Origin of the sequence: Nevskia sp. (assembly GCF_023266035.1) — a bacterium.
Classification (GTDB): domain Bacteria; phylum Pseudomonadota; class Gammaproteobacteria; order Nevskiales; family Nevskiaceae; genus Nevskia.
The window spans coordinates 1-13297 of sequence record NZ_JAHFRY010000032.1 but is presented as its reverse complement, the minus strand read 5'-3'; the positions used below and the strand labels follow the sequence as shown (position 1 = coordinate 13297).

Annotated in this window: 12 protein-coding genes and 2 pseudogenes; 8 read left to right on the top strand and 6 right to left on the bottom strand. The window is 64.8% G+C overall.

Translation table 11 applies throughout. The features are described 5' to 3' along the window. From Q0D45_RS06780 to Q0D45_RS06760, 5 genes are all read left to right on the top strand, one after another. Positions 1–1209, top strand: coding sequence for a CpaF family protein (locus Q0D45_RS06780; RefSeq protein ID WP_293390280.1), 1209 nt, complete (start codon positions 1–3; stop codon positions 1207–1209). After that, the gene (locus Q0D45_RS06775; protein WP_293390277.1) at positions 1206–2132 is read left to right on the top strand and encodes a type II secretion system F family protein; all 927 of its coding nucleotides are present in this window, start codon (positions 1206–1208) and stop codon (positions 2130–2132) included. Before Q0D45_RS06780 ends, Q0D45_RS06775 begins: the two co-directional genes overlap by 4 nt. Next, positions 2129–3070 (top strand): type II secretion system F family protein, encoded by a 942-nt coding sequence (locus Q0D45_RS06770; protein ID WP_293390275.1) that lies wholly within the window; start codon positions 2129–2131, stop codon positions 3068–3070. The genes Q0D45_RS06775 and Q0D45_RS06770 overlap by 4 nt, the downstream gene beginning before the upstream one ends. Before the next feature lie 17 nt (positions 3071–3087). Continuing rightward, positions 3088–3780, top strand: coding sequence for a tetratricopeptide repeat protein (locus Q0D45_RS06765; protein WP_293390273.1), 693 nt, complete (start codon positions 3088–3090; stop codon positions 3778–3780). A gap of 91 nt (positions 3781–3871) precedes the next feature. Beyond that, positions 3872–4147, top strand: coding sequence for a DUF3613 domain-containing protein (locus Q0D45_RS06760; protein ID WP_293390270.1), 276 nt, complete (start codon positions 3872–3874; stop codon positions 4145–4147). A 28-nt stretch (positions 4148–4175) separates the two neighbouring features. Here Q0D45_RS06760 and rsmA read toward each other — a convergent pair. The 4 genes and pseudogenes from rsmA to lptD form a co-directional block, all read right to left on the bottom strand. Then, a pseudogene (gene rsmA / locus Q0D45_RS06755) lies at positions 4176–4935 on the bottom strand (16S rRNA (adenine(1518)-N(6)/adenine(1519)-N(6))-dimethyltransferase RsmA). Beyond that, entirely contained in the window at positions 4932–5912 is a 981-nt protein-coding gene (gene pdxA, locus Q0D45_RS06750; protein ID WP_366946364.1) for a 4-hydroxythreonine-4-phosphate dehydrogenase PdxA, read from the bottom strand. Before pdxA ends, rsmA begins: the two are co-directional and overlap by 4 nt. Before the next feature lie 3 nt (positions 5913–5915). After that, on the bottom strand, positions 5916–7256 hold the full coding sequence (locus Q0D45_RS06745) for a peptidylprolyl isomerase (protein ID WP_293390264.1): 1341 nt from the start codon (positions 7254–7256) through the stop codon (positions 5916–5918). Between the two features lie 58 nt (positions 7257–7314). Beyond that, on the bottom strand, positions 7315–9543 hold the full coding sequence (lptD, locus tag Q0D45_RS06740) for an LPS assembly protein LptD (RefSeq protein WP_293390261.1): 2229 nt from the start codon (positions 9541–9543) through the stop codon (positions 7315–7317). Positions 9544–9743: 200 nt separating this feature from the next. Between lptD and Q0D45_RS06735 the strand changes: the two genes are divergently transcribed. From Q0D45_RS06735 to Q0D45_RS06725, 3 genes are read left to right on the top strand one after another with little or no spacing between them, the layout of a single operon-like run. Then, positions 9744–10706, top strand: coding sequence for a phosphotransferase (locus tag Q0D45_RS06735; protein ID WP_366946365.1), 963 nt, complete (start codon positions 9744–9746; stop codon positions 10704–10706). Positions 10707–10710: 4 nt separating this feature from the next. Further along, the gene (murU, locus tag Q0D45_RS06730; protein WP_293390257.1) at positions 10711–11409 is read left to right on the top strand and encodes an N-acetylmuramate alpha-1-phosphate uridylyltransferase MurU; all 699 of its coding nucleotides are present in this window, start codon (positions 10711–10713) and stop codon (positions 11407–11409) included. Beyond that, positions 11406–11807, top strand: coding sequence for an OsmC family protein (locus Q0D45_RS06725; protein WP_022977842.1), 402 nt, complete (start codon positions 11406–11408; stop codon positions 11805–11807). The genes murU and Q0D45_RS06725 overlap by 4 nt, the downstream gene beginning before the upstream one ends. A gap of 8 nt (positions 11808–11815) precedes the next feature. Here Q0D45_RS06725 and lipA read toward each other — a convergent pair whose 3' ends face one another. Next, the gene (gene lipA, locus Q0D45_RS06720; protein WP_366946363.1) at positions 11816–12811 is read right to left on the bottom strand and encodes a lipoyl synthase; all 996 of its coding nucleotides are present in this window, start codon (positions 12809–12811) and stop codon (positions 11816–11818) included. Positions 12812–12911: 100 nt separating this feature from the next. Further along, a pseudogene (locus Q0D45_RS06715) lies at positions 12912–13297 on the bottom strand (1-acyl-sn-glycerol-3-phosphate acyltransferase); the annotation flags it as partial.

The window sequence follows — 13297 nt, the reverse complement described above, 5'->3', positions numbered from 1 at the left end:
GTGACGGATCAGATCGAGCGGTTCCGGCTGTCGGATCAGTACCAGACGCTGAAGAGCAGCGTGCATCGGCATCTGATCGCCCAGATCGAGGATCGCAAGCTCGATATCTACACCTGGCCGGCCGACAAGGTCGAGCGCTTTGTGGCCGAGCAGGTCAAGCGCTACGTGCTCGAACAGCGGCTGCCGGTCAACCAGCGCGAATCGGAAGCGCTGATCGCCGATTCTCGCAACGAGTTGCTCGGCTTCGGGCCGATCCAGAGCCTGGTCGATGACGACACTGTCAACGACATCGTCGTCAATGGCCCGCATAACGTTTTCATCGAGCGGGGCGGCAAGCTCTATTCGGCGCCGGTGCGCTTCAACGATGACAACCACGTCATTCGCGTGATTCAGCGCATCCTGGCGCCGCTCGGTCGCCGGGTCGATGAATCGACGCCGATGGTCGATGCCCGTCTGCCCGATGGTTCGCGAGTCAACGCGATCATTCCGCCGATCGCGCTCGATGGGCCCTGCCTGTCGATCCGCAAGTTCAAGAAGGTGCCGCTTACCGCAGAAGACCTGTTGAAAAGCGGCAGCATCACCCAGCCGGAACTCGATTACCTGAAGCGCAAGGTCGAGACGCGGACCAATCTGATCGTCGTTGGCGGCACCGGCTCGGGCAAGACCACCTTCCTGAACCTGCTGAGCAGCTGGATTCCGTCCGGCGAGCGCATCGTCACTGTCGAGGATGCCGCCGAACTGCGCTTGCGCCACAACCACGTCGTGCGCCTGGAAACCCGGCCGCCGAATCTGGAAGGCCAGCGGGCGATCAGCGCGCGCGATCTGGTTCGCAATGCCCTGCGCATGCGGCCGGATCGGATCATCGTCGGCGAGGTGCGCAGCGATGAAGTGCTGGACATGCTGCAGGCGATGAACACCGGCCACGACGGCTCGATGACCACGCTGCATGCGAACAATGTTCGCGATGCGATGCACCGCATCGAGTTGCTGGCCGGCTTCGCCGGCTACACCGGCGGCGAAAAGACGCTGCGCGGCCAGATTGCGGCGGCGATCCAACTGGTCGTCCATGTCTCGCGCCTGTCCAGCGGCCAGCGTCGGGTGATGTCGATCAGCGAACTGCGCGGCCTCGATGGCAGCGAACTGGTGATGCACAACGTGTTTCGCTACGAACCCGAGTCCGGCATCGTGGTGCCACAGGAGGCTGCATGAACGCCGGAGTGACCTTGATCGTGCTGGGCGCCGTGTTGCTGCTCGGTGTCGCCGTCTGGCTGTTTTTGCAGGCCCGGGACCAGGAGTACCAGTCCGACGTCAAGATGCGCCTGCGAGTCAGCGGCGCCGACGAGGCCGCGATCAACCAGGGCAGCGCGACGATCCGCAATCCGGTGCTGCGCTGGGTCTGTCATCTGTTCTGGCGCACCGGTTCGGAAATTCGCCCGGAGGCCGTGATCCGTCTGCTTCTCGGCGTAGTGGTCGTTACTGTGCTGCTGACGGTGATCGCCGGGCCGTTCATCGTTCTGCCAGTGGTTGGCATCGGCCTGACCCTGGTCTACATGCTGCTGATCCAGCGCGCGGTCTGGCGCCGGATCAAGATCGTCGAACAATTGCCGGCCTATCTGGAGAACGCGATCCGCGTGCTCGCTGCTGGCAACACGCTCGATGAAGCCTTGAATCAGGCGGCGCGCGAAGCACCCAATCCGATCCGGCCGTTATTTTCCTCGATCGGCCGTCAGGTGCGCCTCGGCGCGCCGCTGGAACAGGTGTTGAGCGAAGCCGGCGAAATCTATCGTCTTCGTGATCTGAAAGTGATGGCGCTTGCCGCCAGCATCAATCGCAAGTACGGCGGCAGCATGCGCGGCGTGCTGAAAAGCCTGATCGTGGTGATTCGCCAGCGCTCGTCGGCCGCGCAGGAACTGCGTGCACTGACGGCCGAAACCCGCTTCTCCGCGAAGATGCTGGCCTTCATCAATGTTGGCCTGTTCGCCTGGATGTACATCAGCAACCCCAAGTATTACAACGTGATGATCGACGACTCCACCGGCCTGCTGCTGCTGGCCGGTTCCGGGGCCATGCTGGTGCTTGGTTTCGTGGCCATGTGGCGGATGCTGAAGGGCATCGACGAGAGCGAATCATGAGTCCGACGATCTATGCGATGGTCGTGGTCGGTGCCGTGCTGTTTGGCATTGCCACGCTGGGTGTGCTGATTTGGATGGCATTCGATGCCCAAGCTGGCCGGCGTCTGCGCCGCCGTCTCGAACTCGACGGGACCGAGCTTGGCGACAACTTCGATGGCGCCGAACACAAGCAACTGCTCGAAGGCTTTGCCCGCCGTGGCCAGTCGCTGGACAAGCTGGTCGACAAGGAAGGCGAAACGCCACGTCTGCTCGCCCAGGCTGGCTGGCGCGGGCCGGAATCACGGCTGATCTTCTACGCCCTGCAGGGACTGGTGCCGGTATTGCTCGGCATCGGCGTGTTCATCGGCGTGCTGAGCGGTGGCAAGCTGTTCAAGCCGCCGATGCTCTACGCGATGATCTTCGCGGCGTTCGCGATCTCGCTGCTGCTGCCGCGCATCGTGCTACGCCGGGCTGCCGCGGCGCGGCGGCAGAAGATCAAACGTGAGGTGCCGCTGTTCGTGCATCTGATGGTGCTGCTGTTCGAAGCGGGTTTGTCGACGCGTCAGGCGCTGGCCTCGATCGTTCGTGACGGCCGTGGCGTGCTGCCTGAACTGGGCCGCGAATTCGATTCTGCCGTGCGCCAGTTCGATACCGGTGCCGATACCGGCGAGGTGCTGCGCCAGCTCGGTGACATGCTGGAGGTCGACGATCTCAGCAACATCATCGGCGTGCTGCGCCAGGTCGATCGTTACGGCGGCGAAGTGCGCGAACCGCTGCTCGATATGATGAAGCTGATCGAAGAGCGTCGCGGTCTCGATCTGCGCGAGCAGGTCAACATCATCTCCGGCCGTCTGACCGTGGTCATGGTGTTGTTCTTCTTTCCGGCGCTGCTGATCTTCGTGGCAGGACCAGCGACGCTCGGCATCATTCGCACGCTCGGCACCGTTGCCGGGAAGTGAGCCTTCAAGACCCGACCGTGAAAGGGCTATCTGCTCTCGTCATCGTGTTGCTGCTGAGTGGCTGCGCCCAGCGCGTGGTCCGCCAGACGCCGCCGGATGATTACGAGCCGATCGCGGCGGACCCTTCCAAGGTCGTCGAGATTCGCGATGACGTGATTCGCGGGCTGCTCGACAAAGGCCAGTATTACGCTGCGCTCGCCCACATCCAGGAGCAGAAGCAGGCGGCACCGAACAGTGCGCAGCTGATCTATCTGGAAGCCGAGACGCGCCGTCGCCTGGGCCAGACCGCTCCGGCCGAACTGTTGTACCGACGTCTGATGGGCGGACCGCTGGAAGGCAAGGCCTGGCATGGCATCGGCCTGATGCTGACGCGCAAGGATCTGGAAGGCGCGATCCGGGCGCTGCGCAGCGCTTCGGCAAAGTTGCCGACCGATGTCGAGATTCGCAACGATCTGGGCTATGCCCTGATGGAAGCTGGCCGCTATTCGGAAGCGCTGCCGGAGTTATCGACGGCCGCCGAGCTGGCACCGGCGCAGCTCAAGAGCCGCAACAATTTGATCATCCTGATGCTGCTGACCGGCAATCAGCCGGGCGCTGATCAGATGGCCAAACAGGCGGGTGCCACGGCCGAAACGATGAAACGGCTGCGTGCCGATGCCCAGAACATCCGCAGCCGGCAGGCCGCGCGTAGCAGCCGTACGCCGAGCTGAATCGGCGTACGCCCGCTTCAGGAATCAATATCACCGACCGGTAGATCGAGTTTGCCGGTCACACAGGAGAAGGAAGATGCGCGCAAAGATCATGTTGGTCCCCGTCCTGGCCTTGGCGTTCACCGCCGGTTCGGCCTGCGCGGAGGAATCGTCCAGCGCCGGCAACGGCGAAGCGGCGGCCGCGAGCTTCGGCTCGACGACGCGTGACTGGACCCAGCTGCAGGCCAGCGGCAGCGCGGCATCGCGTACTGCCCGGCCGCTGCCAGGCGACGCGGCAAAGAACATCTACGATCGCTACGCGGACAGCTTCAAGCATCCAATCCCGGAAAAATTCGATCGTGACTCGTTTACGACCAAGGAAAAATAAGTCGTAGCGAATTCGGGGCGGTCTGCAGTCAGACCGCCGGCAGGCTGGCCCAGGCATCCGATAGCCGCGCAAACTCGGCAGGCGACAACTGCTCGGCGCGGATGCCCGGCTCGATGCCGACGGCAGCAATCTGCGCTGCCGTCAGCAATCCCTTCAGACCATTGGCCAAGGTCTTGCGCCGCTGGTTGAATGCTGCGGCGACCAGCCGCTCGTAGGCACCGAGATCAGCCAGCGGAAACGGCGCCGGCCTCGGCGTCAGTCGCACCACGGCGGAATCGACCTTCGGCGGCGGATGAAACGCTTCCGGGCCGACATCGAACAGACTGACTGCTGCGGCGCGCGCCGCCATCGATACCGTCAGCCGGCCGTAGTCGTCGCTGCCCGGCCTTCTGCAGCATGAAGTGCATGTCCTTCACCAGGCCGGCGACGCCGAGCAGGTGAAACAGCAGCGGCGTGGAAATGTTGTACGGCAGGTTGCCGACCAGACGCAGCGGCCGGCCATCGTCGATGAACTGCGCGAAATCGACTTCCAGCGCATCGCCCATGTGGATTTCCAGCTTCTCCGACTGGCCGCAGGCCGCACGCAGCGGCGCGATCACATCGCGATCGATCTCGACCACGCGCAGCCGCGTCACCTTCGGCAGCAGCAGCCGGGTCAATGCGCCGCGACCAGGGCCGATCTCGACCAGGGCATCGTCCGGCTTCGGGTTGACGGTACGAACGATGCGGTCAAGCACCGCCTGATCGTGCAGGAAATGCTGGCCGAAGCGTTTTTTCGGTGCGCTCATCGAGCGATCTCCTGACGGCGGGCGACCAGTTCGATGGCGGCATCGATCGCTGCCCGCAGGCTGCCGGTATCGGCGCGGCCAGTGCCGGCCAGTTCCAGCGCGGTGCCGTGATCGACCGAGGTACGGATGATCGGCAGGCCGAGCGTGATGTTCACCGCCTCGCCGAAGCCACTGGACTTCAGCACTGGCAGGCCCTGATCGTGATACATGGCGAGTACGGCATCGGCACCGGTGAGTCCTTTGGCAGTGAACAGCGTGTCCGCCGGCAACGGGCCGATCAGGTCCAGACCTTCGGTACGAAGCTGATCGAGCACCGGAATGATGGTGTCGATCTCTTCGCGTCCCAGATGTCCGCCTTCGCCGGCATGCGGGTTCAGGCCGCAGACCAGGATGCGCGGACGGGCGATGCCGAACTTGGTTCGCAGATCGCCATCGACAATCCGCAGCACGGCCGCCAGACCCTCGCGGGTGATCGCATCCGGCACCGCGCGCAGCGGCAGATGAGTCGTCGCCAGCGCCACGCGCAGTTTGGGAGCGGCGAGCAGCATCACCGGCAGTGGCGCGCCACAGAGCTCGGCGAGAAATTCGGTATGACCGGTGAACGGCATGCCGGCATCGTTGATCACGCCCTTGTGCACGGGGGCTGTGACCATCGCATCGGCGGCGCCAGACAGGCAGGCGCGAGCGGCCACTCTCAAGGTATGCAGTACGTAGCCGGCGTTGGCCGGATCGAGATGGCCGGCATTGACCGGCGCCGCCGTTTCAACCGGATGCACCTGCAGGCTGCCCGGCACGTGGACGGCATCGCTGGCCGCGACCAGGCGTAGCGGCAAGCCGAGCAGGGCAGCGCGTTCGACGAGCAACTCAGGATCGGCAACCACTGCCAGCTGCGCGGCCAGCGGATCCTGCGCGATACGGATGATCAGATCAGGGCCGATGCCCGCCGGTTCGCCCGGCGTGACGATCAGGCGGGGCAACACCTAGCCGGCCGGCGTGACAGCAGCAGGGGCAGGCGTGGTCGTCGCGGCATCGGGCGTGGTCCGATATTCGACGTAGGCTTCCTCGCGCAGACGGCGCACCCAGGTCTCGTATTCCTCGGCTTCCTTGCGCACCGAGATCGAGGTGCGGATACGGCCGCGGCGGGCTTCCACCGTCGCGTCACGGGTACGGCGATCGTTGACCTTGGCGATATGCCAGCCGAACTGGGTGTGGAATGGCGTGCTGAGCTGGCCAGGCTGCAGTTCGTCGAGCGCTTTCTGGAACTCCGGGGCGAACACACCCGGCGGCTGCCAGCCGAGATCGCCACTCGAATTCTTGGAACCCGGATCGTCCGAGTACTTCTTCGCCAGCACGGCGAAATCCTCGCCCTTGAGCAGGCGTTCGTGAATCTCGCGGATCAGTGCCTGGGAGCCATCGTCGTCACGCATTGCGTTGACCTGCAGCAGGATGTGCTGCGACTTGGTCTCGCTGACCGTGGTGCGCTCGCCGGCGTCGCGCTTGTCGGTCAGCTTGATCAGATTGAAGCCACTGCCGGATTCGATGATGTCGGCAACATCGCCGATGGCGAGCTTCGGCGCGACCTTGGCGAATGCGGTCGGCAGGTTGGCGCCCTTGCGCCAGTCGAGATCGCCGCCGGACAAGGCCTGCTGGCCATCGGAATTGGCGATCGCCATCTGGGTGAAATCTTCGCCGCCGCGGGCACGGGCGAGCAGCGCCGTGGCCTTGGCGCGCGCTGCTTCGCGGACTTCGGTGGTGGCGCCGTCCGGCACCGACACCAGGATGTGGGCGAGGCGATATTCGGTGGTGTCTTCGGCAGAGGCGGTGGCCAGCGCCAGATCGATGTCCTGATCGGTGACCTGCACGCGCGAAGCGACTTCCTTCTGGCGCACGCGCTGGGTCAGCACTTCATCGCGGATCTGTTCGCGGACCGACGTGTAGTCGAGACCGTCCTTCTTCAGCACTTCGATGAATTGCGGCAGGCTCAGCTTGTTCTGGGCGGCGACCGAGGCCAGCACGTCGTTCAGTTCGCGATCATCGATGCGGATGCCGGCTTCGGCGGCGCGCTGGGTCTGCAGGCGGGTGACGATCAGGCGTTCCAGCACTTGCGATTCGATCACGCCGACGGGCGGTGCCGGGATGTTGCGATCGCGCAACTGGGCTTCGGCGATCTTCAGGGCGCGTTCCATCTCGCTCTGCAGCACCACGCCGTCGTTGACCACGGCGATGATGCGATCGAGTGACTCCACCGCCGCCAGCGCCTTCGCGCCGGTCAGAGTGGCGACGATCAGGAATGCGAGCTTGAGCAGGGACTTGGTGGGCATCATCAGCACAGGTGAGACAGAACGGGCGAAAAGGTTATCACGCGCGGCTTGAGGGGCTTCAGCGACTGCCCAGGCTGCGCCGGTCGCTGTCGAAATCATCGTTCGGCAGCAGGCGTTCGAAGCCGTTGCCGATCCGGGTCAGGCCTTTCAGTTCGAGCTGCACGTAGAAGCCGTTGTTGAAGCGATCGACGCCGCCGACCAGATAGCGACGATAGGTGGCGCTGACCGCCCAGCAACAGGTCTGGTATACGGCGCCGCCGAAGGCTTCCAGGGTGCTGTCGTCGCGCAGGCTGTAACGCATCCGCGCCGCCAGCCGCCAGGCATCGGTGATCGGTGTCGAGAAGCTGGCATCGGCCTGTTCGAGCAGATCGCGCCGGTAGCGGTAGGCGAGGTCGAAGCGGCGGCCACCGGCGCTGGCCTCCGGGTCCCGGTAGCGAAGCGCGACGGAACTGCGCTGCACGCGGTCGAGGGTCGGCGCGACTTCGCTGGTGCCGGTTGCCGACCAGCGGCTGCTCAGCTGGTATTCGAGATTGCCGAGCAGGTTGGAGCCGCCTTCGCTCGGCGTGGCGAAGTTGGGCAGATCGACTCGCGGGCCGCGAAAGTAATAGATCTGGCCGAGCGTGGCGCTGAGCCGGGCGATGCCGGAATCGCTTTCGATCAGCCGCGAGGTGACGGCGGTGGTCAGCTGGTTGGCGTCGGATACCCGGTCGTAGCCGGAATAGCGATTGCGTGCGAACAGCTGCGGGAAATCGAAATCGGGCAGGCCGCTGTCGAACAAGGGCAGCAGGCTTTGATCGCGATACGGCACGTACAGATAGAACAGCTTCGGCTCCAAGGTCTGCATGTTGCCGCCACCGGTGAGACGCTCGAAACGCAGACCGCCCTCGGCGCTGAGCAGCGGCAAGGTGCGGCGCGGTGCATCGGGCACACCAGCATCGGTGTTGGTCAGGTTGTAGGCGGTGTACGACAGATCGCTCTGGGCGTTTGCATACCAGGACAATTGATCGTGCTCCCAGCGCAGATAAGGCTGGGCGATGACTCTCTGGCCTTCCACCGAGCCGGCCCGCGCAAAATTGGTGAACTCGCCGAACATGCCGGCGCGGGTGCCGAGGAAGCTGTTCTTGCTCAGGCCGTCGACCCGAATCTGCGGCAGGCGCGTGTACGGGTCCGGATCAAGACCGGTCAGGCTGGAAGTCTGGGTGGTGGCCAGCGTCTGGTATTCCTGCACCAGGGCTTCGACCCGGAACACGGTCGGCGCCTGGTAGGTGAACTTGACGCCGCGCTCCAGAAACGGCGTCGAGGTCAGATCGACACCGCCGCCGAAGGTTGCGAAGTAATTGCGGTCGCTGACATAGCCGTACTTGGCTTCGACACCGAGGCTATGACTCAGCGCGCCAACATGGCGGTAGTCGATATAGCTGCGGCTTTCACCGCCGAGCTTGTCATCGCTGGGCAGGTATTCGCCGAACAGCGAACCCTCGTTGCTGGACAGCAGATAGCGGCCTTCACCGCCGATCTGCGCACCGCGCTCCGACAGATAGCGCGGAATCAGGGTCACGTCGTAGTTCGAACCGAGATTCAGATAGACCGGCCAGCGGATATCGAAACCGGTGTTCTGGTTGTTGCCGACGATCGGGAACAGGAAGCCGGAATGGCGCAGGCCATCGATCGGAAACTGGAACCAGGGCAGATAGAACAGCGGCACGCCCTGAAAACGCAGCAGCGCGTTGGTGGCTTCGCCGCGGCCGGTGTCCTGATCGAGCGAGATGGTCGATGCCGTCAGCGTCCAGGCCTCGTTGCCGGGCGCGCAGGTGGTGAAGCGCACCTGTTCGAGCTTGGCGTTGCCGGCCTCGGCCACCGACATCCGTTCGGCTACGCCGCGGCCGTTGATCGAGCGCAGGGTGAAATCGTTGTTGAGGAACACGCCATTGCCGAGCTTCAGATCGTAGTCGGTCTGGCCACTGCGGATCGCGTAGCGCGAGTCGCGGAACAAGGTCTGCGAATCGGTGCGGAGACGCTGGTCGGATTCGCTGTAGTCGACCTTCTCGGCGGCGAACTCGCGGCCGTTCTGGCTGACCCGCACCGAGCCGCTGAGGCTGGACTGGCCGCCTTCGTTGAAATCGACCTGGTCGGCGTTCAGCACCAGTTTCGGATCGGCCGGAATCGGCGGCATCTCGCTGGTGAAATCGACCTGCGGGCACGACGCCGGTTCGCCGCGAGCGGCGCTGCTGCACAGCACTGATAAGACCGCGCAGGCGCGCAGCAGTCGGAACGTAGAGGGTCGCAAGCGGGAGGGTCCTTGAAAGCCTGCGAAGTATGGGTTTGCCTCACCCTCGGTGCAAATGCGGCGGCGCGCTCTTACCCTATGGCCTCCCTTCGATCTCCAGCCTCTTGCCCGTGACCGGCTCTGCCTCCGTTGCTGCTTCCCTGAACGCCCTCGATGCCCGCGCCGTGCAAGCGCGCGACTGGGCCTTTGCCTGCCTTGGTCTGAGTGTCGAGCCGGGCAGTGCCAGCTTCGCACCGGCCTCGGCCGATGCCAGCTTCCGGCGCTACTTCCGTATCGTTTCGGGCCGTATCGCCGGCGGCCAGCGCAGCTGGATCGTCATGGACGCGCCGCCCGCACAGGAAGACTGCCGGCCGTTCCTGAAAGTCGGCGCGCTGCTGCTCGAAGCCGGCGTGCATGCGCCGCAGGTGCTGGCACAGGATCTCGGGCAGGGCTTTCTGCTGCTCTCCGATCTCGGCGCCCAGACCTACCTCGATGTTCTGACCTTGGACAATGCCGATGAGCTGTTCGCGCCCGCGATCAGCACCTTGATCCAGTGGCAGCTGGCGTCGTGCCCCGGCGTGCTGCCCGATTACGACGAGCCCTTGCTGGCCCGCGAACTGGCGCTGTTCCCGGACTGGTATCTGTCCCGTCACCTCGGCGTCAGCCTGAGCGGCGACGATCTCGCCGCCTGGCAGTCGGTCTGCGCGACCCTGATCGCCGCCGCGCTCGCGCAGCCGAAGGTCTACGTGCACCGCGATTACATGCCGCGCAATTTGATGATCAGCGACCCCAATCCTGGTGTGCTCGATCACCAGGACGCGGTTTATGGCCCGATCGCCTATGACCCGATCTGCCTGTTCAAGGATGCCTTCCTGAGCTGGCCGGAAGCGAGGATCGACGCCTGGCTGCGCCGCTACCACCGGCAGGGCCTGATGGCTGGATTGCCGCTGACCGCGGATTACGTCGCTTTCCGTTGCGATGCCGACTGTATCGGCCTGCAGCGCCATCTTAAGGTGCTCGGCATCTTCGCCCGCATCAACTATCGCGACGGCAAGCCGAAGTATCTCGCCGACACGCCGCGCTTCGTCCGCTACGTGATCGATGTCGCCGCCCGCTATGCGGAACTGGCGCCGCTGGCGGCGCTGTTCGAACGCTGCGTGCTGCCGGTCGTGCCGCTCGCTTGATCACATGAAAGCGATGATTCTTGCGGCCGGACGCGGGGAGCGCATGCGGCCGCTGACCGACCACACGCCGAAGCCGCTGCTTCCGGTCGCTGGCCGGCCGCTGATCGAGCATCACCTGCTGCGACTGAAGGCGGCTGGCATCAGCGACATCGTCATCAATCTTGGCTGGCTCGGCGATCGGCTACGCGACCATCTCGGTGATGGACGGACGCTGGGTCTGTCGATCGCTTACTCGGAGGAAGGTTGGCCAGCGCTGGAAACTGGTGGCGGCATCTTTCGCGCCCTACCGCTGCTCGGGCCTGCGCCGTTCCTGCTGATCAATGGCGATGTCTGGAGCGATTACCCGCTGGAACGCCTGGTCGCGCGTGCGGCAAGCCTTCCGGAGCACGATCTCGCTCATCTGCTGCTGGTGGCGAATCCGCCCCACAACCGACGCGGCGATTTCGGTCTTGCTGGTGACGAGACTGGCGGCCGTCTGATCACCGCTTGCGCCGAGGCATATACCTTCAGCGGCCTATCGGTGCTGCGTCCCGAGCTGTTCGCGGACTGCACACCCGGTGCCTTTCCGCTGGCGCCGCTGCTGCGCGATGCCGCGATCCGCGGCCAGGTCAGCGCCGAGCTGTATCGCGGCAACTGGATCGACGTCGGCACGCCGGAACGGCTGGCCACCCTTGAAGCTCAACTCACGCAGGAGGTTCGATGAGCAGTCCCGAAATCCAGGTCAGCAAGGCCGCAGATGGCAAGCTGATGCAGGTGGTCAGCGCAGGTCGTCACCTGTTCAGCGTCGATGCGCCGATCGCGTCCGGCGGTGACGACGGCGGCCCTGATCCGCACGATCTGCTCAATGCCGCACTCGGTGCCTGCACCGCGCTGACGGTGACCATGGTCGCCCAGCGCCGGCAGATTCCGCTCGATGATCTGAAAGTGACGATCGCCTTCACCGAAGCCGACGGCGTCTACCGGATCACCCGCACGCTGGCCTTCATCGGTGCGCTCAGCGAGGAGCAGAAAACCTATCTGACCGGCATCGCCAACAAGTGCCCGATCCACAAGGCGCTAAGTGGGCGTTTCGAGATCAGCACCTTGACCGCCGAAGCCTGAGCGCAGTCTCAGGCGCTGGTTTCACCGGCCAGCACGCCATGCGCTTGCTGGTCGGCATGGTAGCTGGAGCGCACCATCGGGCCGCTGGCGACGTGATCGAAGCCCATCTCCAGGCCGACCACGCGCAGGCGCTCGAACTCGTCCGGGTGCACGTAGCGGCTCACCGGCAGGTGGTGCTTCGATGGCTGCAGGTACTGGCCCAGCGTGAGCATGTTGACGCCATGGGCTCGCAGGTCACGCATCACCTGCTCGATCTCTTCGATCTCTTCGCCGAGGCCGAGCATCAGGCCGGACTTGGTCGGCACGTTCGGGTGCAGGCCCTTGAAACGTTCCAGCAGATCCAGCGACCAGTCGTAATCCGAACCCGGACGAGCCTGCTTGTACAGGCGCGGCACGGTTTCCAGATTGTGGTTGAAGACGTCCGGCGGGTTGTCCTTGAAGATCGCCAGCGCCGGGTCCATGCGGCCGCGGAAGTCCGGCACCAGCACTTCGATGACCAGCTTCGGTGACGCGACGCGGGATTCGGCAATGCAGGCCGCGAAGTGGGCGGCGCCGCCGTCCTTCAGATCGTCCCGATCGACGCTGGTGATGACCACGTAGCGCAGGCCCATGTCGGCGATGGTGCGTGCCAGCTTGGCCGGCTCCTCGGTGTCCAGCGCGTTCGGGCGGCCATGGGCCACGTCGCAGAACGGGCAGCGCCGGGTGCAGATGTCGCCCATGATCATGAACGTCGCCGTGCCCTTGCCGAAGCATTCGGACAGGTTCGGGCAACTGGCTTCTTCGCAGACCGTGTGCAGGCCATTGGCGCGCAACGCCGCCTTGACCTTGGCGACTTCGGCCGATTCGCCGAGCTTGGCGCGAATCCAGTTCGGCTTGCGCAGCGGGTTGACGGTCGGCTCGACCTTGATCGGGATGCGCGCCATCTTTTCGGCGGCGCGCAGCTTGACGCCGGCGACGATCGGAGCGGGCGGGGCAGGCTGGGCAACAGGGGGCGACTGGGACACAGGGGAACCTGATGTGTCGGGAATGCCGCGTAGTTTACGGCCGCAGGGCCGATTGCGCCGGGCGCGGCACTGCTACTTTCCTACTAGCTGGGCTGTGATCTCAGGCCGCGAGCGAATCGCGCGCCTCGCGCGAAGTCGGCGTGCGGATCGAATCCGGCGCGATCGCGGTGCAGATCGCCGTATGTGCGGCGTGGGCCAGCGCGGCGCGATCATGGTCGCCGGGCTCGATCGCCGGGCAGTAGATGACTTCGGCGGTGATAGTGCCGTTCTTCAGCAGGCGATAGATGTTGCGGATCAGATCGTCATCGCCAATGAACGGCGCGGTCTTCGTGCCGTTCGCCGCAGGGCTGTAGCGCAGCGCGACCGGCTGCACCAGGCGCTTGGTTTCGATCGCCGTCGCGAACAGGCGCGGCTGGAACTTGAGCACGATCGAGCCGTCGGTGGTCGTGCCTTCCGGGAAGAACACGATCGAGTCGTGACCCAGAT